Annotated in this window: 21 protein-coding genes and 1 pseudogene; 11 read left to right on the forward strand and 11 right to left on the reverse strand. The window is 61.6% G+C overall.

Annotated elements, in window-relative coordinates; genetic code table 11:
* Positions 1-97: 97 nt before the first annotated feature.
* The 3 genes from B8991_RS01570 to B8991_RS01580 all read right to left on the reverse strand — a co-directional run bounded on the left by B8991_RS01570 (position 98) and on the right by B8991_RS01580 (position 4,077).
* Positions 98-670 (reverse strand): sarcosine oxidase subunit gamma, encoded by a 573-nt coding sequence (locus tag B8991_RS01570; protein WP_084350041.1) that lies wholly within the window; start codon positions 668-670, stop codon positions 98-100.
* Positions 663-3,677 carry a sarcosine oxidase subunit alpha family protein gene (locus B8991_RS01575; protein WP_084350042.1) on the reverse strand — a complete coding sequence of 1,005 codons (3,015 nt, stop codon included), beginning with the start codon at positions 3,675-3,677 and terminating at the stop codon, positions 663-665. Before B8991_RS01575 ends, B8991_RS01570 begins: the two co-directional genes overlap by 8 nt.
* 70 nt (positions 3,678-3,747) lie before the next feature.
* Entirely contained in the window at positions 3,748-4,077 is a 330-nt protein-coding gene (locus B8991_RS01580) for a sarcosine oxidase subunit delta (protein WP_084350043.1), read from the reverse strand.
* 228 nt (positions 4,078-4,305) lie between these two features.
* On the opposite strand from B8991_RS01580, the gene B8991_RS01585 reads away from it, so the two are divergent.
* Positions 4,306-4,587, forward strand: coding sequence for a hypothetical protein (locus tag B8991_RS01585; RefSeq protein ID WP_084350044.1), 282 nt, complete (start codon positions 4,306-4,308; stop codon positions 4,585-4,587).
* Between the two features lie 8 nt (positions 4,588-4,595).
* Here the strand turns inward: B8991_RS01585 and B8991_RS01590 are convergent, their stop codons facing one another.
* A complete protein-coding gene (locus B8991_RS01590) occupies positions 4,596-5,840 on the reverse strand; it encodes a sarcosine oxidase subunit beta family protein (protein ID WP_084350045.1) in 1,245 nt (414 codons plus the stop codon).
* A 23-nt stretch (positions 5,841-5,863) separates the two neighbouring features.
* Positions 5,864-6,022: a hypothetical protein gene (locus B8991_RS21380; protein WP_179141404.1), complete on the reverse strand. Its 159-nt coding sequence runs from the start codon at positions 6,020-6,022 to the stop codon at positions 5,864-5,866.
* Here B8991_RS21380 and ccmI point away from each other — a divergent pair.
* The 3 genes from ccmI (at position 6,021) to B8991_RS01605 (ending at position 8,116) form a co-directional block, all read left to right on the forward strand.
* On the forward strand, positions 6,021-7,256 hold the full coding sequence (gene ccmI, locus B8991_RS01595) for a c-type cytochrome biogenesis protein CcmI (protein ID WP_084350046.1): 1,236 nt from the start codon (positions 6,021-6,023) through the stop codon (positions 7,254-7,256). The genes B8991_RS21380 and ccmI overlap by 2 nt on opposite strands.
* Positions 7,257-7,373: 117 nt before the next feature.
* Positions 7,374-7,847 carry a Holliday junction resolvase RuvX gene (gene ruvX / locus B8991_RS01600; protein ID WP_084350047.1) on the forward strand — a complete coding sequence of 158 codons (474 nt, stop codon included), beginning with the start codon at positions 7,374-7,376 and terminating at the stop codon, positions 7,845-7,847.
* A gap of 11 nt (positions 7,848-7,858) precedes the next feature.
* Complete coding sequence (locus B8991_RS01605; protein ID WP_084350304.1) at positions 7,859-8,116, forward strand: DUF1289 domain-containing protein; 258 nt, start codon at positions 7,859-7,861, stop codon at positions 8,114-8,116.
* Positions 8,117-8,243: 127 nt separating this feature from the next.
* Here the strand turns inward: B8991_RS01605 and dusA are convergent, their stop codons facing one another.
* Entirely contained in the window at positions 8,244-9,317 is a 1,074-nt protein-coding gene (gene dusA, locus B8991_RS01610) for a tRNA dihydrouridine(20/20a) synthase DusA (protein ID WP_084350048.1), read from the reverse strand.
* A 383-nt stretch (positions 9,318-9,700) separates the two neighbouring features.
* On the opposite strand from dusA, the pseudogene B8991_RS01615 reads away from it, so the two are divergent.
* Positions 9,701-9,914 (forward strand): annotated as a pseudogene (locus B8991_RS01615) (ATP-binding protein); the annotation flags it as partial.
* Positions 9,915-10,292: 378 nt separating this feature from the next.
* On the opposite strand, the gene B8991_RS01620 reads toward B8991_RS01615, so the two are convergent.
* Positions 10,293-11,105: a sugar phosphate isomerase/epimerase family protein gene (locus tag B8991_RS01620; RefSeq protein ID WP_235866504.1), complete on the reverse strand. Its 813-nt coding sequence runs from the start codon at positions 11,103-11,105 to the stop codon at positions 10,293-10,295.
* Between the two features lie 37 nt (positions 11,106-11,142).
* The gene (locus B8991_RS01625) at positions 11,143-12,111 is read right to left on the reverse strand and encodes a sugar-binding transcriptional regulator (RefSeq protein WP_235866505.1); all 969 of its coding nucleotides are present in this window, start codon (positions 12,109-12,111) and stop codon (positions 11,143-11,145) included.
* A gap of 234 nt (positions 12,112-12,345) precedes the next feature.
* On the opposite strand from B8991_RS01625, the gene B8991_RS01630 reads away from it, so the two are divergent.
* From B8991_RS01630 to B8991_RS01655, 6 genes are all read left to right on the forward strand, one after another.
* Positions 12,346-13,335 (forward strand): autoinducer 2 ABC transporter substrate-binding protein, encoded by a 990-nt coding sequence (locus B8991_RS01630; protein ID WP_084350051.1) that lies wholly within the window; start codon positions 12,346-12,348, stop codon positions 13,333-13,335.
* A gap of 72 nt (positions 13,336-13,407) precedes the next feature.
* Positions 13,408-14,904: a sugar ABC transporter ATP-binding protein gene (locus B8991_RS01635; protein WP_084350052.1), complete on the forward strand. Its 1,497-nt coding sequence runs from the start codon at positions 13,408-13,410 to the stop codon at positions 14,902-14,904.
* Positions 14,901-15,902, forward strand: a complete 1,002-nt coding sequence (locus tag B8991_RS01640) for an ABC transporter permease (RefSeq protein ID WP_084350053.1) — start codon at positions 14,901-14,903, stop codon at positions 15,900-15,902. The genes B8991_RS01635 and B8991_RS01640 overlap by 4 nt, the downstream gene beginning before the upstream one ends.
* 7 nt (positions 15,903-15,909) lie before the next feature.
* On the forward strand, positions 15,910-16,920 hold the full coding sequence (locus B8991_RS01645; RefSeq protein WP_084350054.1) for an ABC transporter permease: 1,011 nt from the start codon (positions 15,910-15,912) through the stop codon (positions 16,918-16,920).
* 29 nt (positions 16,921-16,949) lie between these two features.
* A complete protein-coding gene (locus B8991_RS01650; RefSeq protein ID WP_084350305.1) occupies positions 16,950-17,951 on the forward strand; it encodes a dihydroxyacetone kinase subunit DhaK in 1,002 nt (333 codons plus the stop codon).
* A complete protein-coding gene (locus B8991_RS01655; RefSeq protein ID WP_084350055.1) occupies positions 17,948-18,553 on the forward strand; it encodes a dihydroxyacetone kinase subunit L in 606 nt (201 codons plus the stop codon). Before B8991_RS01650 ends, B8991_RS01655 begins: the two co-directional genes overlap by 4 nt.
* 76 nt (positions 18,554-18,629) lie before the next feature.
* Here the strand turns inward: B8991_RS01655 and B8991_RS01660 are convergent, their stop codons facing one another.
* Genes B8991_RS01660 through B8991_RS01670 form a run of 3 tightly spaced genes read right to left on the reverse strand, consistent with a single transcriptional unit; the run spans position 18,630 to position 21,411 of the window.
* Positions 18,630-19,709 carry an aldo/keto reductase gene (locus tag B8991_RS01660; RefSeq protein ID WP_084350056.1) on the reverse strand — a complete coding sequence of 360 codons (1,080 nt, stop codon included), beginning with the start codon at positions 19,707-19,709 and terminating at the stop codon, positions 18,630-18,632.
* A gap of 11 nt (positions 19,710-19,720) precedes the next feature.
* The gene (locus B8991_RS01665) at positions 19,721-20,401 is read right to left on the reverse strand and encodes a class II aldolase/adducin family protein (protein ID WP_084350057.1); all 681 of its coding nucleotides are present in this window, start codon (positions 20,399-20,401) and stop codon (positions 19,721-19,723) included.
* Positions 20,398-21,411 carry a sugar-binding transcriptional regulator gene (locus tag B8991_RS01670; protein WP_084350058.1) on the reverse strand — a complete coding sequence of 338 codons (1,014 nt, stop codon included), beginning with the start codon at positions 21,409-21,411 and terminating at the stop codon, positions 20,398-20,400. Before B8991_RS01670 ends, B8991_RS01665 begins: the two co-directional genes overlap by 4 nt.
* Position 21,412: the final 1 nt, after the last annotated feature.

The following is a 21,412-nucleotide window of genomic DNA, read 5'->3' on the forward strand; positions in this document are numbered from 1 at the left end:
GGTCAACCCTTGGTGGCGCTTTCGGGTTCCATCCGATTCACGCCAAATCTTTAAAAAGGGACCGGGGCGCGCTGACTTACAGCGATTGTCATATCTGTCAGTCGCCGTGAAGCCCAACCTCACTGCCGGTTGCTGCGGCGGTAGACAGCAAATCCATCATATATGGGGCGACGGACCGGAAGCAGATCACCTCTGCGCGCGTGTCGGATCGCAACCAGAAGGCTGCCGCGACCTGTGCCAGCCGCGTACGGCGCAGCATACCGGGCCGAAACACGTCAGGCGACATGTCAACAGGCGCAAGCTTTGCCAGCACTTCGCGCAGGCCTGTGCCTTCCAGCGTGAACAAGGTGCGCGCGTCCGACACGTTCAGCGCAAGATGATGGGTGCCAGCCAAAGCGCTGTCCAACCGGGCGAGCGCACGGTCAGCCTCGGGGTATGGACACAGCAGCATTACCTCGTCCGGGGACATCCACAACAGGCCCTGGCGACCTTCCCAAAGCGCCTTGCGCTGTCCAGGCATCGGGACACCGGCAGCGTCGGACACGGCCCGCGTGAAGATGTCGGAATCGAAATCGCCCCGGATCTGGACCATGCCTTGCAGGCCCGCCTCTTCGACGGTGACAAATCCTTCATAGCGCGCGCGGCGCAATGCGCTGATCGGTTCAGACATTCTGCTTCTCCCCTTCAGGATCGTAGAACACCGGATCGACGATCCGGGCAGGCACGGTGAAGCCTTCGACATGGGTGAAATCGATCACCTCATCCATCCGCTCAGGCCCGTTCAGCACCAGCCCCATGGCGATGCCGCGGCCCAGCGTCGGTGAGAAATAGGTCGAGGTGACGCGGCCCTGCGTATTGCGCTGGTCATTGGCATTGGTGCCCCCTGCCACCGCATAAGCGCCCTCGGGCAGGACCGATCCATCCTCCGTCATCAAGCCCACCAGCTTCCAGCGCGCGGGATCGGTCATATGCGATCGGGCCTGCGCGCGCTTGCCCAGATAATCGTCCTTCTTCTTAGAGATGGCCCAGTTCAGCCCCAGATCCTGCGGGATTACCGTGCCGTCAGTCTCATCCCCGATCATGATGAACCCTTTTTCGGCGCGCAGAACATGCAGCGCTTCGGTGCCATAAGGTGTGATGTTCCATTCAGCGCCTTTGGCATAAAGCAGATCCCAAAGCGCGCGGCCATATCCGGCCGGCGTGGCGATCTCATAGGACAACTCGCCCGAAAAGCTGATCCGGAAGATCCGCACAGGGAAGCCACCAAGTGTGCCATCAGCCCAGGCCATGAAGGGCAGCGCCTCTTTCGAGACAGTCATGCCGCCGAGTTTCTCCAGCAGTTTCCGGGCATTGGGGCCGACCACGGCGATTTGGGCGTATTGTTCGGTCACGTTGGCGGTGTAGACCTGCCAGTCCCACCATTCAGTTTGCAGCCATTCTTCCATATGGGCATGGATATGATCCGCGCCGCCCGTGGTGGTGTGGCACAGGAACGTGTCCTCATCCAGCCGCGCCACGACACCATCTTCGATCAGAAAGCCGTTTTCGCTGCACATCAGCCCGTAGCGGCATTTGCCGGGTTTCAGTGTCGACATCATATTGGTGTAGAGCATGTCGAGGAAACGCCCCGCATCCGGCCCCTTCACGATGATCTTGCCCAGCGTGGATGCGTCAAGCAAACCAAGGCTTTGGCGGACGGCGTTCACCTCCCGGATGACGGCCTGCGCGTGATCTTCCTCGCCGCGCGGGTAGCAATAGGGGCGCCGCCAGTGGCCGACAGGTTCCCAATGCACGTCATGCCTTTCGTGCCACGCGTGGATCGGGGTCTGGCGGACAGGTTGAAACAGCGCGCCGCGTGCCTCGCCTGCAATGACGCCCATCGAGATCGGCGTATAAGGCGGGCGGAAGGTGGTGGTGCCAACCTGTGGAATGGCCTCACCCAATGCATTGGACAACGTCGAGAGGCCGTTGATGTTACTGAGTTTTCCCTGATCCGTTGCCATGCCCAACGTGGTGTAACGCTTGGTATGCTCAACACTTTCATAGCCTTCGCGCGCCGCCAGTTGCACATCCGAGACTTTGACGTCGTTCTGGTAATCCAGCCACGCCTTCATCCGCAGATCATAGCGCGCGCCCTGCGGCATCAGCCAGACCGGCTCCAGCGGTTTTTCCGGCACGTCTTCGGCATCCGGCGCGGATGTTTGCCCGGGAAAGCCGGCATTGTTTGCAGCGACAACCCCGGTTTGTGCGGCGTCTTTCAACAGCGGGGCAAGCGCCATATGACCATCTGCGGCACCGGCGACGCTGACGAAGGACTTGCCGTCAGCCCCGGTCGGACCAGCATCTGCGCGCGGACGGAAGAAAGCCCCCGCCTCGTCCCAGTCCAGTTTGCCGCCGCAATGCGACCACAGGTGAACGACCGGGGACCAACCGCCGGACATGGCAACCGCGTCGCACTCGATCTCGTCCAGAATGGCACCCTCGCCCTGCTGGTTGCAGATTGCCACACCCGTCACGCGCTTGCCGCCCAGCACCTTGGCGATGGCGCGCCCCTGCTCGACGCGGATGCCAAGCGTCTGTGCCTCGGCCATCAGCGCGCCACCGCCATAATTGCGTGCGTCGATGATCGCGGGCACGTCCAGCCCGGCCTTTTTCAATTCAATCGCAGTGCGATAGGCGTCATCGTTATTCGTGACGACCACGGTCCGGTCGCCGATGCTGACTCCCCAGTTCACAAGGTAATCGCGCACCGCCGATGCGAGCATCACACCCGGAATATCGTTGCCCGCGAACGAGATCGGGCGTTCGATGGCACCCGTTGCGGTGACAATCCGCGCGGCACGGATGCGCCACAGGCGATGGCGCGGACCGTCCAACTCGGGCGCATGGTCGGTCAGGCGTTCATAGCCGAGCGCATAGCCATGATCGTAGACGCCCGCTCCCATGGTCCGGTTGCGCAGCGTGACATTCGGCATGGCGCGCAGCTCGTGCAGCACCGAATTGACCCATGCATCGGGTGTTTGACCGTCAATCGTGCCGCCATCGACCGGGGCGCGACCGCCCCAATGGGCTGTTTGTTCCAGCACAAGGACCTTGGCACCGGTCTGACCCGCCGCCTTGGCCGCCATAAGGCCCGCTATGCCGCCGCCCACCACCAGCACATCGGTGTAGTGGTAGAAATGTTCGTAGCTGTCGGCATCGCGCGCCTCGGCATCCGGTGCTTTGCCCAGACCGGCGGATTGGCGGATGAACGGTTCGTAGACATGTTTCCAGAAGGCACGCGGATACATGAACATCTTGTAGTAGAAACCGGCGGGCAGCACCCGCGCCAGATGCGTGTTGATCGCGCCGATATCCATTTCAAGACTGGGCCAGTGGTTCTGACTGGTCGCTGTCAGCCCGTCGAAAAGCTCTGTCGTGGTGGCACGCTGATTGGGCTCGAACCGGTCGCCCTTGCCCAGATTGACCAGCGCGTTGGGTTCTTCCGCGCCAGAGGCCACGGGACCGCGCGGGCGGTGGTATTTGAACGACCGGCCCATCAGCAACTGATCATTGGCCAGAAGTGCCGAGGCCAGCGTATCCCCGGCATAGCCCGTCAGGCTCTTGCCGTTGAAGGTGAACTTGACGCGGTAGGTGCGGTCGGTCAGGCGTCCGCCGGTGGGAAGGCGTGTGCTCATGTCTCTGGCCCTGTCTTTGGTGGCGATGTCGGAGCGCTCCGCGCGGGAGTATTTTTGCCAAGAAGAAGCATCAGGAGAGATCTCTCCATGACCAGCCGGGTCGTTTGGCAGTGATCGCATCGAGGATGGTTTGCGGCGGCTTTGTGGTCTGGGCGGAGTATGTGCCGAACACCTCCATCGTCAGGGTGCAGCGCGCGGCGTGGAACCACTTGCCGCAGCCATGGCTGTGCCGCCAGCGTTCAAAATGCACCCCCTTGGGGTTTTCGCGGGTGAAGAGGTAGGTTTCGAAATTGTCATCCGAGGAGTCCGGACCATAGCGCGTCAGATGCGCCTCTCCACCGGCGTGGAGTTCGGTTTCCTCGGCGGTGATGCCGCAATAGGGGCATTTTAGGGTTAGCATTTTTTCTTATCCACAGCATGAGTCTCTAAGGCGAAAGGCATTCTGGATACCCCGGCGAGGACGGCGTTGCGCTGCGAACTATCGATTCTAGTCAAGCTTCTATCTCCAAGTGTCTGAGATTGATGTAAAACCGATATCCATAGCTTATCTACAGTTTATACAATTTGTGTTTCCAGAAAAACGAATGGATGGTTGAACCTTCGATGAACAACGAGGGACAAAACTCCCATGACTAACACCAACTACTTTCGACATTTGGAATTCGAACTCGAGTCGCTGAAGAGGGCTCACCATGCCATCCTCCCTGAGTGGGCGGCTAAAAAGCTCTCGCACCACCGAGCCAAAGAAAATTTGCGAAGGGCCGAGGAATTGACTTCTACCGCCCGTCGTATTGCGATGGATCGCCAAGAAGAATTTCGCGACATCCATTCGGACCTGAGCGCCAACGCGATGGAAATTCGTGAGATTGAGGATGAGCTCTTTCCCTTTGGAAAACGTGACGTTGACTAGATCGTTCATCAGTGCGCCACCCCTGCCGCCACACTCTCATCCACGAAGCGGCCTTCGCGGAAGCGGTTGAGGCCGAAGGCGTCCGTCAGCGGCGAGCGGCCGCGTGCCATCAGCTCTGCCATGGCCCAGCCGGATCCGGGGATCGCCTTGAAGCCGCCCGTGCCCCAGCCGCAATTGATGAAGCAGCCGCCAAGGGGCGTTTTCGACAGGATCGGCGAGCGGTCGCCGGTGATATCCACGATACCGCCCCATTGGCGCAGCATTTTCAGGCGGGAGATCATCGGGAAGGTCTCGATCAGGGCGCGGACGGTTTCCTCGATATGGTGGAAGCTGCCGCGCTGGGTGTAACTGTTGAACCCGTCGGTGCCGCCGCCGATGACCATCTCGCCCTTGTCGGACTGGCTGAGATAGCCATGCACGGTGTTGGCCATGACGACCACATCCATGCAGGGTTTGATGGGTTCGCTGACCAGCGCCTGTAGGGCCACGCTTTCAATAGGCAGGCGGAAGCCCGCCATATCCGCCAGCGCCCCTGAATGGCCCGCGACGACCATCCCCAGCTTGTCACAGGCAATGTTGCCTTGTGTGGTGGATACGCCCGTGACGCGCCCACCGTCGGACTGCACGCCCGTGACCTCGCATTTCTGGATGATGTCCATGCCCATATCCGAACAGGCCCGCGCATAGCCCCAGGCCACCGCATCGTGGCGCGCCGTGCCGGCCCGCGCCTGCCAGAGCGCGCCAAGCACCGGGTAGCGCGGCCCGTCGATATTCATGATCGGCACCAGTTGCTTGACGCGGGCGGGCGATATGAACTCGGTCACAACGCCTTGCAGGGCATTGGCGTGTGCGGTGCGTTTGAAGCCGCGCACCTCATGTTCGGTCTGGGCCAGCATCATAACCCCGCGCGGCGAGAACATGACGTTGTAATTGAGGTCCTGGCTCATCGTCTCGTAGAGGCTGCGGGATTTTTCGTAGATCGCGGCAGAGGGATCTTGCAGGTAGTTCGACCGGATGATCGTGGTGTTGCGCCCGGTATTGCCGCCGCCCAGCCAGCCTTTTTCCAGTACCGCGACATTGGTGATGCCGAAATTCTTGCCAAGGTAATACGCGGTGGCAAGGCCATGCCCGCCTGCCCCCACGATCACCACATCGTAGCGCTTCTTCGGTGTGGCACGCCGCCAGGCGCGGTCCCAGCCTGTGTGGTCACGCAGGGCTTCTTTGGCGATGGCAAAGGCGGAATAGCGTTTCATGGGCGTCGAATCCGGCAATCTGTTCAGGTGTCCTGACTGAACCTTGGCCCGAACCGCCCCATGATCGCAACCGTCACGATCATGTGCAGTTGCGACATCGGCGCACCCCCGCGCGGTTTTGCCCTTTTGTGATGGCGCGCGGCGCTATACATGACCTGCATGATTGGCGCAGGAGCAAGCATGACGGTTTTCTGGTTCCTTACCGTGGCGTTGACCTGCGGCGTGGCTGCGCTTTTGACGCTGGCACTTGTGCGGGGACGCCGCGACACCGGCCCCGCCGAAGCGTTCGACCTGAAAGTCTATCGCGACCAGTTGGCCGAGATTGACAGGGACGCCGCCCGCGGCGTGATCGCGCCGGAAGATGCCGAACGGCTGCGCACCGAGGTGTCGCGGCGCATTCTGGCGGCGGACAGTCGCGTTCAGGAAGGGAAGGATGTTTCGCAGGTGCGCCGGGGCGGCATGGTTTTCCCGGCTGTTCTGACACTGGCGTTGCTTGGTGGCGGGATCGGGCTGTATTGGCAGTTGGGTGCGCCCGGTTACGGTGATCTTGGTCTTGAGCGCCGCAAGGAGATGGCCCGCGACGCCCGCGAAAGCCGCCCCTCGCAGGCAGAGGCGGAAGCAGAAATCGCCCGCGCCGGACCCGCCCCGCTGCTGGAAGAGCCGCCTGCTGAATATCTCGCACTGGTCAAGCGGTTGCGCGGTGCGGTGCAAGAGCGGCCCGATGATCTGCAAGGGCAGACGCTTTTGGCCGGTAGCGAGGCGGCGCTGGGCAACTATGTGGCTGCGTCCGAAGCACAGGCGCAGGTGGTTTCTCTGAGGGGCGAGGGTGCCACGGCGCGCGATTATGCAGACCTTGCCGATATGCGTATCCTTGCAGCAGGCGGCTATGTCTCGCCGGAAGCCGAGGACGCATTGAATGCCGCCCTGTCGCGCGATCCGGCCAATGGCGTCGCGCGCTACTATTACGGTTTGATGATGGCCCAGACCGGACGCCCGGATGCCGCCTTCCGTCTTTGGCAGGACCTGTTGCGTGACAGCACTGCGACCGATCCCTGGATCGTGCCGCTGCGCGCCCAGATCGAGGATATGGCGATGCGCGCGGGCGTTGACTATCAGCTGCCACCGCTTGTGGATGCGCCCGGCCCCAGCGCAGCCGATATAGACGCCGCAGGCGAGATGTCAGAGGCCGACCGGCAGGAAATGATCCGAGGCATGGTCGCGCGCCTGTCCAACCGGCTTGCTACAGAAGGCGGCCCGCCCGAGGACTGGGCGCGCCTGATCGGTGCGCACAGCGTGTTGGGCGACACCGCCCAGGCCCGAGCCATCCTGCAAAACGCTGAAGAAGTGTTTGTCGGCAATGCGCCCGCCTTGGAGACGATCCGGGCCGCCGCCCGCAGCGCGGGTATGCTGCCATGATCCGGCAATGCCCCGCCCTGCCCGACGTTGCGTTCAAGCGCGCCTATTGCGTCTTGGCGTGGCGGCCATCCTCCCGCGCTGCGCGATGCGCGCGCAACAACCGCGCAAGGTGTCTTGATGATCTACGAAGAAACCAGCGATTTTGTCGCCGCCCTGCCCCGGCCCTGTCCGTTGATCGGCCTTGATTTCGGCACAAAGACCATCGGTGTTGCCGTCTCGGACGGGCTGATGTCCGTGGCCACACCGCTGGAGACGATCCGCCGCAAGAAATTTACCCTGGACGCCGCGCGCATTCAGGAAATCATCGCGCATCGCAACATCGGCGGGCTTGTGCTTGGGCTGCCGCGCAACATGGACGGCTCCGAAGGGCCGCGGTGCCAGTCGACACGCGCATTCGCGCGCAATCTGTCGCGACTTTGGGACGGACCGATTGCGTTTTGGGACGAGCGTCTATCCACCGTCGCCGCCGAAAGAGCGCTGTTGGAGGCGGATACGTCACGAAAACGTCGCGCCGAGGTCATAGATCATGTCGCGGCTTCATATATCCTGCAAGGGCTGCTTGACCGGGTTCGGCATATCGCGGCGCAGTGAAAGGGCATGATGTGAAAGACGATATCTGGAAGCGCGATGAGCTCGCATCGCCCTGCGTTAATCTTTGCGTCGTTCACCCCGAGGTGCGCCTTTGCACGGGCTGCCTGCGCAGTATCGACGAAATCACCCGCTGGTCGAAGATGCCGGTGGAAGAACGGCAGCAGATCATGGACACCCTGCCCGCCCGCCGGTCCAAGCTGACCAAACGCAGGGGCGGCCGTGCCGGACGGCTTGCGCGCAATTCCACCCCGCCATCACCGGCAGACTGAGGCGCTTTTCCTCTGGTGGCGAGCGGGGTCAGGCACCCCCGCGCAAACCGGAGACGACAATGCGACAAAGCAGCGTTGCGGCCGGACGCGCCGATCAGCCCGTTTGATGTTCGAAAACGCGGCGCGTTCACACAGTCAAAGTTGTTCCTGCGCTGCCGCGCGTTTCGGATCCGCGATCACCCGCCTGTGCATCAAGCACCGCGCACAGCGCCTGTTCGATCAGCTCCGGCCCCGCCCCCGGCAGATGCGCCTGTTCCGACAGCACCCTTCGCCAGATACGCGCTCCGGGACGTCCCGAAAACAGTCCCAGCATGTGGCGTGTGACCTGCGCCAGCTTCCCGCCCGACGCGATATGATCGGCTGCATAGGGCATCATCTGGCGCGCCACCCCGACCGGATCGGTGTCTGTCCCACTCCCAAAGATCCGCCGATCAGCTTGCGCCAGGATCTCGGCCGGGGAATGATACGCGCTCCGTCCGATCATCACCCCGTCAAAGCCCTGCTCAAGGAACGCCTCCGCCTCATCCAGCGATCCGATGCCGCCATTCACCGACAGATGCAGCGCCGGAAACAGCCCCTTCATGCGCAACGGCAATGCGTAATCCAGCGGCGGCACGTCACGGTTCTGCTTCGGGCTGAGCCCCTGCAACCACGCCTTGCGCGCATGAATGGCAAAACGCTGCACACCGGCCGCCGAAATGCGTGCCAGAAACTCCGGCAACACGGCTTCGGGATCCTGATCGTCCACGCCGATCCTGCATTTTACCGTCACTTCAACCGGGCTGGCCTCAATCATCGCGGCACAGCACTCCGCAACAAGGCCGGGATCTTTCATCAGCACCGCGCCGAACGTGCCTGATTGCACGCGGTCCGACGGGCAGCCGACATTGAGGTTGATCTCATCATAGCCCGCAGCCGCCCCCAACCGGGCTGCCTCTGCCAACTCCACCGGGTCCGAGCCTCCCAGTTGCAACGCCACCGGATGCTCTTCAGCGTTAAAGGCAAGCAAATGCGTCGCCCCACCGCGAACCAACGCCGGAGCGGTAACCATCTCGGTGTAAAGCAGCGTGTCGCGGCTAAGCTTCCGATGCAGATAACGACAGTGACGGTCGGTCCAGTCCATCATCGGTGCGATGGCTAGGCGAGCGGCGCGGGAAACGTCCGACTTCCCTTGTTTTATTGGGTATTCCTGCTCAGCCATCCGTTCGGTCTTTCTCTGTTTGGGCGTGTTTGCCCCCGTTCTTGCCCCCGGCGCAACAGAATGTTGCACCAAACCCGAAATGTTACAACGCCGCGCTCGCGATCCTCCGCGCCGTTTTTCCATAATGGAAACGGCGGCAAGTTCCCGCAGCGACACAAGCCCACGTCAACGCAACAGCGGTGAGTTATCGAACCTTGAGCATGGATCCAACCGCCCAACGGTTCCTGAGCCGATTTCCCGGATATCGAAACACACATCGAAGAGGAAATCCCCATGGGAACCATTAGCAACTGTACCTGTCAGGTCGTCTTGGCTGCCCATTTCTGACGGCTCTTGCACAACGCATTAGCGATGGTGACCAGCTTTCTGGCGACGGCGGTGATGATGACCTCGGCTACCTGCCGGTCAGTACATCAGGCAGCGCGCTGTTTTTTTCAGCTGCTTAGAAAGCGTTGCGAGAAGACAAGCGTCGTCATCACCACAAATCTGAGATTCAGGGAATGGGCCACTGTCTTCGGCGATGCCAAAATGACAACAGCGCTTCCGGATCGCGCAAGCCAGCATTGTGCCATCATCGAAACGGGCAACACCTCATAGCGGTTCGCACAAAGCAAGCAACGCGGAAAAACATAAACCTCGCGCAAGCAAAGCCCCCAGACGGATCCGCTACATGAGGGTGGCCCGACTGAGCGCTTTGCACCACATAGAGAGGTGGATTTAATCGCTGAAACCGGCTCAGTTTTGAACGTTTACTGACATGCCGATATCCCCCGTTCTGTCCCTTCTGGACTACTCAGCGCGCAGGGAATAGCCAATACAAACAAGCTTCTCTCCGGTGGGTGCCGGGTCCAGATTAAATGCAGATGTCGTTGGCCTAGCGAAACCCTTCATCGTCGTGACAACACCGAAACATGGGCACTCCCGGTGGTCAGGCATGTGAGGCCTGTCACCGAACGCGCCGTCCGTCTGAACCCGTCAGATCAATCCGTATTGGCGGGCCTTGTTTCGCAGGAATGGCAGCCCGTTCTCCATCACTTCGGTTTCGCCGGACGCGACAGGCCGCCAGACGGACAGGCCGTTTGCAAGCGCGGGCGGCATGTTGATAAAGCTCTCCATCGCGAGTCCCCCTTTGAAACCGATCGCGCGCAACGCACTGTAAATCTCGTCCCAGGCGATTGTCCCCGCGCCCGGCGTTCCCCGATCGGATTCCGACAAGTGGATGTAGCGCAGGTGGTCGCGTGCATCGATGATGCCTTGCGCGATGCCCTTTTCCTCGATGTTCATATGATAGGTGTCGAGGTGGACGAATATGTTGTCCGCGCCGATGCGTTCGATCATCTCGACCGCTTGCCAGCCGGTATTGATCAGATGGGTCTCGTAGCGATTGACCGGCTCGATCCCGAACAGCAGGCCCAGTGATTTTGCGTGTCTCGCCGCGCGGGTCATGGCATCCGCGACGTTATCCAGTTCGGCTTGCGTCGGCGGCTGGCCCGTCCGTTCGCCGATGCCGCCGTAAACCACGCCGGACAATGCCTCTGCGCCGATTGCGGCACATTTATCCAGCGCCACGGTCAGGAAATCGACCGCGCCATCGGGGTTATGCGAGGCCCATACCTCTTGCGGCAGGCCGAGCGAACAGACCGCCCGCATCTGTGCCGCCTCCAGCATCTGACGGCTATGCGCAGCATCGACGCTTGGCGGATCAAGCAGCGCAATTTCAAGGAAATCCATGCCATAGGATTTCGCCTTGGTGACAGCCCTCTCGCAGCCTGCCCGGTCCCATGTCATGGTCCACATGCTTGTATGAACGCCGAAGCCTTCCATCTTATCCTCCCAGATCCTTTCTGGCCTGCACAAGCGCAACGGCAAGCCCTTCATCAATCATCAGTTTCTTGACGAACCCGGCACGCAGGACCGCCAGTGTCGAGGCCAGCTTGCCAATGCCGGCGGCGAGCAACACCGTGTCCATCTTCGCCATATCAGCAGGTTGTACGCAGGGCGTACAGCGGTTCAGTTCTATATCTGCAACCGTGCCGTCGGCCCGGTAAAAAACACCGCAGCAATCGCCGACGACCTGTGCGTCAAGCAGTTGCTGGATTTGATCGGCGGTGAAGATATCGCTGTCGAACAGGATCGCGCCTTCGCGGCATTCGCCGACGCTCATCAGCGCGTGATCGGCCTTGCGGGCGACATCCATCGCTTCGCGGACAAGACGCTGTGACATGATCCCCTCACAGGCAACTGCACTGTCCGTCACAAAAGGCGCGGGCAGCAGAATTGCCCGTCCTCCGGTCTGTGCCGCCAGCCTGACGCAGACATCGCCGGGGGCGGTATGTGAGGCATAGGTTACAGACCCCATCAGCGACACAAAGGTCAGGCCCGTGTTGCGCACACCTGTCAGGTTGTCTGCCATGGCGGACAGCGTGCGCCCCCATCCCAGCCCGACCGTGGCCTGGCTGTCGGCCCCGGCGATCCGGGCAAGATAGCCGCTTGCAAGGATCGCAACCGCATGGCGCGACATGACGTCATCATCGGTCGCGGCACCCGTGGGCGCGACCTGCACCTCTTGCAGGCCAAACCCGTCAACCAGTTGATCGGCCAGTGCCAAAGTGCGCGAGGTTCGATGCTCGACCGTGATACGCACCAACCCCTGTTCGCGCGCGTCGGCCAGCATACGCAGCACTTTGAAGCGTGAAATGCCCAACCGCTTGCTGACCTCCTGCTGGCTGAGGTTGCCAACGTAATAAAGCCACGCTGCCTGTGCGATATCGTCATCAGCCTGGCGTTTCTGCATCATCATCGCGCGTCCGAGACTCCTTGGATTTCCAACGACAAAATGGCTTGACCGACGAAATGATGCTAATATAGTCACAAACGTGCAGTCAATGCACAAGTGTTGAAAGCGCGCCGGGCCTAGCGGCTGCGGCCCTTTCGTCGGAGGTTCGAAGTAACATATTCTGCTTGGGTCGATGAGTTTCCTCGTGGTCCAAGTCAATGACCCGCAAAAGGCGGGCATAGGGAGAGAGACATGAAGACCAAGATCAAACTGCTTGCCAGTGCTGCGCTTGTATCGACCGCCTTTCTAGGCACTCAGGCAACAGCGGACAGCCACTCCAAGAACATTGCCACCGTGGTCAAGATCGCGGGCATCCAGTGGTTCAACCGCATGGAAGAAGGCGTGAATAAGTTTGCCGAAGACACCGGCATGAACGCGTTTCAGGTTGGCCCCGCGCAGGCCGATCCGCAGCAGCAGGTTGCGCTGATCGAAGACATGATCGCCCAGGGTGTTGACGCGCTGGCCGTTGTTCCGATGTCCCCCGAGGCGCTGGAACCGGTACTGGGTCGCGCCATGGAAGCGGGCATCGCCGTGGTCACCCACGAGGCGGCGGCACAGGAAAACACCACCTACGATCTTGAGGCCTTCGTGAACGAGGATTTCGGCGCAAACCTGATGGAACAGCTTGCCACCTGCATGGGCGGTGAAGGCGAATATGCCGTGTTCGTCGGCTCGCTGACATCGCAAACCCACAACCAGTGGGTCGATGGCGCAATCGCCCATCAGGAAGCCAACTATCCCGACATGACGCTGGTCGGTGACAAGAACGAAACCTTCGACGATGCCGAACAAGCCTATACCAAGGCGCAAGAAGTTCTGCGCGCTTTCCCGGACATCAAGGGCATGCAGGGATCAGCCTCGACCGACGTGGCGGGTGTTGGCCGCGCCATTGAAGAACGCGGCATGGAAGACGACACCTGCATTTTCGGCACTTCGCTGCCGTCGATCGCCGGTCAATATCTTGAAACCGGCGCGGTGGATGGCATCGGGTTCTGGGATCCGGCGGTTGCAGGCGAAGCGATGAACAAGATCGCGGTCATGCTGCTGAACGGTGAAGAAGTCACCGACGGCATGGATCTTGGCCTGACTGGCTATGAGAATGTGAAACTCGATGGCAAGGTCATCTTCGGCCAGGCCTGGGTGAACGTGAACAAGGAAAACATGAGCGAATATCCGTTCTGATCCTGTCGCATCCGGGGGCGGCTTGCGGGCCGTCCCCATTTTTCAACTACACTCAAATCAAGTTGGTTGTTCATGTCCTCAGACCATGACACCGCGTTTATCGACCTGCGAGCGATCACCAAACGCTACGCCGGCGTTACAGCGCTCGACTCTGTCGATTTCACCGTGCAGCCCGGCGAGGCCGTCTGTCTGGCCGGTGAAAACGGGTCCGGGAAATCGACGCTTATCAAGATCATTTCTGGCGTGGAGCCTGCCACCGAAGGCACGATCCGCATCGCCGGTCAGGAGCGCCCGACGCTCAATCCGCGGATTTCGGCAGCGGCTGGCGTTATGGTGATCTTTCAGGATTTCTCGCTGTTTCCGAATCTCAGCGTGGCCGAGAATATCGCCTTCGCCACCCAGCTTTCGACCCATCAGCGTTTTTTCAGGACCGGTGCCGTGCGCAAGATTGCCCGCGCCGCGCTGGAGCGGATCGGCGTGCAGATCGACCTGGATGCACGGGTCGAGTCCCTGCCCGTCGCGCAAAAACAGTTGGTCGCGATTTGCCGCGCATTGGCATCGAAGGCGCAGCTGATCATCATGGACGAACCCACCACGGCGCTCACCGAGAAAGAAGTTCGCCGCCTTCAGGGCATCATCCGGATGCTCAAGGAAGAAGGCGTCGCGGTGATTTTCGTCAGCCACAAACTGGCCGAAGTTCTTGACGTGTCGGAAAAGGTGGTGGTGCTTCGCAATGGCAAGAAGGTTGCCGAAGGCCCAGCATCCGATTTTGACACGCAATCGCTGACCTATCACATGACCGGCCGCGACGTCCCCGAAATGCCGCCCAGCGACGTGACCGCCGGGGCACAGACCCTGATGCAGGTTCAGGGGCTGACCAAGGCAGGGTCGTTCTCCGACATTGATTTCGAACTCAAGACCGGCGAAGTGCTGGGCATCACCGGCCTGCTGGGATGCGGACGCACCTCTGTGGCCAAGGCGCTCTTCGGTTTGGTCTCTCCGGATGCAGGCAGCATCACGGTCGATGGCAAGCCAGTGCCGCTGGGCGATCCGCAATCGGCGTCGATGGCGCGGATCGGCTATGTGCCCGAGGACCGCCTGACCGAAGGCCTGTTTCTCGGTCAGTCCATCCTGCGCAACGTCGCTGTCGGGCGTCTCGATGCGCATAGCAGCGGTGGATTTCTTAACATGCAGGGTCTGACCGAGGAGGCGTCGGAGTGGCTCCGTCGGCTCAAGGTCAAGGCACCGGATGTCGAAGCCCCGGTAAAATCCCTGTCTGGCGGCAACCAGCAGCGGGTCGCGCTGGCACGCTGGCTGTCGCGCACGCCCCGTGTATTGGTCCTGAACGGCCCCAGCGTCGGCGTCGATGTCGGATCGAAGGCCGATATACACGGCATCATCCGCGATCTGGCAAGTCAGGGCATCGGGATTATCGTGATCTCGGACGACCTGCCTGAATTGCTGGCCACCTGTCACCGCATCCTGGTGATGCGCGACGGCCGTATTATCGACGCGCTGGACGGAAAATCAGTGACCGAAGACGACCTAGCCCAGAGGCTTGCCTCATGACCAATCTACTTCCCAAGGATTTCTGGAGCCGCAACGAAACGCTGGTCGCCGGTGTGATCGTGCTGTTCTGCGTTCTCGCGACGCTGTCGGATCCGCGGTTCTTCAGCATCACGACCGTGTCGGATCTGCTGCGCGCCTCTATCGTGATCGGCATTCTGGCCGTGGGCGCGATGCTGGTGCTGGTCTCGGGCGGGATCGACGTCAGTTTCACGGCGATCGCCGTTGTCGCCATGTATTCGTCAACTGTGCTGGCGCTGGCCATCTGGCCCGACATACCCTGGCCGATGATCTTCGTGATCGCGGTCATGATCGGTGCCGGACTGGGGGCGATCAACGGGTTCTTCATCGCCTTTCTGGGCCTTCCCACGCTGATCGTCACGCTTGGCACATTGTCGATCTTTCGCGGCTTTCTGCTGACCTTTATCGGCTCGCAACGGATTTCGAACCTGCCACCCTCGATGCGCGATTTCTCACGCGGCGTTCTTGCGCGAGGCACCACGGAGGCGGGGAATTTCTACTCGATCCCCTGGGCGGTGCTTGCGCTTGTGTTCGTGATCGTCCTGACATGGTTCATCCTGCGCAAGACCATGCTGGGCCGGTCGATCTATGCCATCGGCGGATCGGTCGAAAGCGCGCGGCGCATCGGCATCAATGTCAAATGGACCCAGTTCTTTGTCTATGTCTATGTCGGCGCTCTGGCGGGCCTTGCGGGCATCATTCACGGGGCGGTCGGGCGTATGGCAGACCCGTTCTCGCTGGTCGGGCTGGAACTGTCGGTGATCGCTGCCGTGGTTCTGGGCGGGGCGCGATTGATCGGGGGGTACGGCACGCTGACCGGAACGATGCTGGGTGTCGCCCTGATCGTCATCGTCCAGAACAGCCTGATCGTGGTTGGCATTCCGACCACATGGCAATCCGTCACAATCGGCATCCTGATCTTGCTGGGCACAGGCATTCCCGCCTATCGCGCCAAGCGGACCGCAGCACAGGCAGGATGAGGGTATCATGTCTACACACACATCCATGAAAGACGTCACCGCCGCCCCGGAATTCCGGTTGCTGGTCATCGCGGTCTTTGTCTTTGGGCTGATGTCCGTCCTGTCGCCGGACCGCTTCCTGTCAACGCAGAACCTGACCTCCATGGCGTTTCAGTTTCCGGAATTTGCAATTCTGGCGCTGGCCATGACGATCGCCATGATGACCGGCGGCATCGACCTGTCGGTGGTGGGGGTCGCCAACCTGTCGGCGGTGGTGGCCGCCCTGATTCTGACGCAATTCTCGGATGCCGAGATGCCCGCCTCGCAATCGGCCATCTGGCTTGCCGTCGCCGTCACGGCGGCGCTGTGTATCGGGGCCATTGCCGGGCTCATCAACGGATCCCTGATCGCATTCTTTGGCCTGCCGCCCATTCTTGCCACGGTTGGATCGGGTCTGGTCTTTACCGGTTTTGCCGTTGCCATGACCGGCGGCAGCGCTGTGATGGGATTTCCGGGCACCGTTGCGCTGATCGGAAACGCGACGCTTGCAGGCATTCCCGTGCCGCTGATCCTGTTTGTCCTGCTGGCCGTCCTGCTGCACCTGATCTTGACACGAACTGCGTTCGGACTGCGAGTGACGATGTACGGGGCCAACCCGATGGCCGCGCTTTATGCCGCGATTGATGTCAACCGGGTGCTTCTCAAGGTCTACATGAGCGCGGGGGTGTTCTCGTCCATCGCGGGCCTCATCGTGATGAGCCGCGCCAATTCGGCCAAGGCCGATTACGGGTCGTCCTACCTGCTGCTGGCGGTGCTGATCGCCGTGTTGGGCGGGGTGAACCCCTATGGCGGCTACGGGCGCGTCATCGGTGTCGTGCTGGCGGTGCTGTCCATGCAGTTCCTGTCCAGTGGCCTGAACATGCTTCAGGTGTCCAATTTTGCGCGCGAGCTGATCTGGGGCGCGCTGCTGATCCTGGTCATGGTCATCAACACACATGCCGTCACCGCCCTGCGCGGCAGTCTGAAACCTTCAAAATAAACACCGGTCCCCTACGGGAGGAGGACATGATGAAAAAGATACTCAACAATCCGGAACACTATGTAGACGAGATGCTGGAGGGGCTGGTTGCCGCACATCCCGAATATTACCGCCTGCATGGCGACGGCGGCAAGGTCGTCGCCCGCGCAAAACCGGGCAAGGATGGCAAAGTCGGCATCGTCACGGGCGGCGGATCGGGCCACCTGCCCGTCTTTACCGGCTATGTGGGCACGGGTCTGCTTGACGCCTGCGCGATCGGTGATGTTTTTTCCTCGCCCTCTGCCGAACAGATGGCGGATGCGATCCGTGTGGCCGATAGCGGCGCGGGCGTGCTGCGGCTCTACGGCAATTACGGCGGCGATGTGATGAATTTCGACATGGCCGGAGAGTTGGTGGAATTTGAGGACATCACCTGCTCCACCGTGCTGCTGGCCGATGACGTGGCCTCTGCCCCACCCGAGGAGCATGAAAAGCGTCGCGGCGTGGCTGGCATGGTCTACGCCTTCAAAATGGCCGGTGCTGCCGCCGAGGAAGGCCGCGATCTGGAGGGCGTGACCGCCGTGGCGCAGAAAGCCGCCGATGCGTGTCGTTCAATCGGGGCGGCCCTGTCGCCCTGTACGGTCCCGCAAGCCGGCAAACCCACCTTCGAAATCGCCGATGACGAAATGGAAATGGGCATGGGCATCCACGGTGAACCGGGTGTCTGGCGCGGCAAGCTGCAAACGGCGGACCAGATCGCCGGTGAGATGATGGATCGGCTGCTGGCCGATATGCCAATCTCCAGCGGCGACCGTGTATCGGTCATGGTCAATTCTCTGGGCGCGACCCCGCCGGAAGAGCTGTATATTTTGTATCGCACCGTGAAGGTCCGGCTGGAGGAGGCAGGCGCGACAATCGTCATGCCGCTGGTCGGACGCTATGCCACCTCGATGGAGATGGCGGGTGCCTCCTTCACCCTGTGCAAGCTGGATGAGGAGTTGGAAAACCTGCTGCAAGCCCCCTGCGACTGCGCGTTCTGGAGGGTGGAATGACGATCACCCGTGACATGCTTCTGGCCGCCATTGACCGCGTCGCGGCGGCGATGGAACGCGATTTCGACATGCTCAACACCGCCGATGGCGCCTTGGGGGATGGGGATCTGGGGGTCACGATGAGCCGCGGCATGCGCGCCATCAGCGCCATGAAGGACGACTTGCCCGACGATATCGGTATGGCGCTGTTTCAATGTGCGCAGGCGTTCACCAAGTCCTCGGGGTCGTCCTATGGTACGCTGATGGCCACCGGATTGATGAGCGCCGCCAAAGCCTTGCGCGGCGCGCAGTCGATCGACGTGGCCAGCGTTCCGGACCTGATCGCGGGTGCGCGTGACAAGATGCAGGAACGCGGCAAGGCGGACCTGGGTGGCAAAACCGTGCTGGACAGTCTGGACTACGTTTCTCGCGCCACGGCCGAGGCCGACACCGGGGATATGGTGGTTGCCGCCGCCCAGGCCGTGGACAAGGCGCTGGACGATTTTCGCGACAGACCCGCAACGGTCGGTCGCGCGCGGATATTCGGCGAGAAAAGCATCGGCCTGGACGATCCCGGCATGCTGGCGATGCGATCCGTGGTCAAGGCGGCGACCGGGCAGTAAAACCGCTGCCAAACGGGAAAGCCGAACAGAAAATTTACAGAAGATGCGGTCCGGATCTCGCCCGGACCGCGTTGCCCTAGATCAGCGGATCTTCCCCGCCGTAATAGCGATCCGCGTAATCCGCGTGCAGCGCTTGATCGGCAGCGCTGAAACGCGGCCGCGCAAAGTTGTGCTGGTGCCAATAAGGATAGACCAACGGCAAGCGACTGACATCGTTGAGGCGGGTCAACTCGTCTTCGGACAGCACCAGATCCACGGCGCGGAAGTTACGCTCGAACTGTTCCACCCTGCGCCCACCGATCACCAGCGACGCGATCGCCGGACGCGTCAGAAGCCAGGCCAGCGCGACCTGAGCCGCCTCGACATCATGCGTCTCGCCGATTTCAACCAGCACATCGACGATGTTCCAAAGCCGCTCGGTGTCGCGGATCGGCGGCTCGTCCCAGCCCGCAGCCTGCCGCGATCCTTCGGCCGGACCCGCACCCCGACGGTGCTTGCCCGACAGAAGGCCAGCTGCCAAAGGCGACCACACAAGCACGCCCAGCCCCTGATCGACCGAAAGCGGCAAAAGCTCGTATTCCGCCTCTCGCGCCTCGATCGTATAGTGGATCTGCTGGGTGGCAAATCGGCTGGAGTGGCGCGGTGCGGCGGCCAGAGATTTCATCACATGCCACGCTGAAAAATTGGAACATCCCGCATAGCGGATCTTGCCCTGCTGGATCAGCGTATCCAGTGCCTCCATCGTTTCCTCGACAGGGGTCAGGCCGTCCCATTCATGCATGTAGTAGATGTCGATATGATCGGTGCGCAGCCGTTTGAGCGAGCGTTCACATTCGCGGATCAGATGCCAGCGCGACAGGCCTTCATCGTTCGGGCCGTCGCCAATCGGCATCCGCGCCTTCGAGGTGACAAGGATGTTGTCATATCGGCCTTCCAGCACTTCGCCCAGAATTTCCTCGGACAGTCCTGTGGAATACATATTCGCCGTGTCGAACAGGTTGATGCCGTTGTCGATGCAGGTGTCGACAAGCAGCCGTGCATCGCTGACATCCTGACTGGCGGCGCGCCCGAAGGCCCCGCGCCCGCCGAATGTGAACGTCCCCATCGTAAGTGCCGAAACCTTCAGCCCGGTCTGTCCAAGGGTGCGATACTGCATGATGTGTTTCCTTAACCTTTTGTGTTGTCCGCGCTGCGCGGCCCGTAGTTCTGAAACGCGACCAGCACCTCTGCGATTTCTGCATCCGACAGGATCTGCGCCTCTCCGCCGATGCTGCTGAACAGGTAGGTGCGCGCCAGCGTTTCAAGCTCTTCCAGCCGCCAGCGGGCCTTGTCGATCGTTTCGCCCAGAACCGTCGCGCCGTGATTGGCCATCAGGCAACCATGCCGGTCCGCCATGATCTGCGCCATGTTGGCACAAAGTTCCGGGCTGCCAAAGAGCGCATAATCCGCCAGCGGCACCGTGTTTCCGCCAAAGGCCGCAATCATGTAATGACAGGCCGGGATCGACCGGCGCTGGACCGCAAGGACGCTGCAAAAGGGCGGATGCGCGTGCAGCACCACCGGCATATCGGGGCGCGCGTTGTGCATGCCCTGATGAAACGGCCATTCCGAGGATGGCTTTCCGCTGCCCCCACCCGGCAGGCCGGAGAGCGGGATCGTGACCAGTGCCTCGGGCGTCAGGGCCTCGTAGGGTACACCGGAGGGCGTGATCAGGATACCGTCATGGGTCCGGGCCGAGATATTGCCGGAGGTGCCTTGGTTGAGGTGCCGGTCGTTCATCCAGAGGCAGGCGTCGATCAAGGCCTGACGGGTCGCGTTGGTATCGGGAAGCGGGGTGGCGGGCGTCATGCTGTCATCTCCAAAAGTTCCTCTACGACGCGGGTACTGGTTGCGAGATGCGTGACGAAGCCGCCCTTGATGGCCGCTTTTGCAGGTGCCGCGCGCCCCGGCCCGGCCGCGACCAGAAGCGCCATGTCCTTGCCGCGCATCTGATCGAGGGTCACGCCGATCATGCGGTCCTCAACCTCGGTCGGCACGGGCTGTCCCGCGCTGTCGATCAGCCGTCCGCAGATCACGCCGACCGCACCATCGTCACGGGCATCAGCGATGGTTTCGGCGCTCAGGATACCGGAGCGCACCACATGGGCGTCGGCATCGCAGGTGCCACAGGCCAGCACGGTCTTGTTGCAGCCTGCCAGCGCGTCAAGCTGGTCACGCACAACCGGTTCGGCCGACAGCGCGTCGCGCAACGCCTTGCTCGACAGGACCAGCGGCACATGCAGGTTGATGCATTGCCCGCCAAGCCGTTGCGCCAGCATCGCGGTGCAGGCCTCGGCGGCAAAGCCAAGGGCTGCCGGGCGCGACCCCAGAAGCTGGATCACCGTCAGATCCGGCACCGGCATGTTGGGCAATTGCTGCGCCATGCGATAGATGGTGGCGCCCCAGGACACGCCCAGCCTGTCGCCCGGCCCCAGCAAGCGGGGCAACCAGTCTGCCGCCGCCCGCGTCACCCGCGCGACACTCGCCGCAGTGCCCTCGGGATCGACGGGATCATCGGGCACCACAAGCGCCTCGGCCAGCCCGTAGACGGCGCAAAGCTCTGCCGCGAGCCGATGGCCGCGAAACACATCGCTGTCCAGATGCACCCGCACCCAGCCCCGCGCGCGCGCCTCATTGAGGTAATTCGCCACCGACCCGCGGCTGATCCGCATACGTTCCGCGATCTCGTTCTGGTTCAGCCCGTCGTGATAATAAAGCCATGCCGCCTCGACAAACGGCGTGTCGTCGCGCGGCGGAAGCCGCGCAACATCCGTGGCACCGGGTTTTGCCTTGCCCAACGGCCCGACGGACATGGGCATC

The sequence above is a fragment of the Primorskyibacter flagellatus genome, assembly GCF_900176485.1.
GTDB lineage: Bacteria > Pseudomonadota > Alphaproteobacteria > Rhodobacterales > Rhodobacteraceae > Primorskyibacter > Primorskyibacter flagellatus.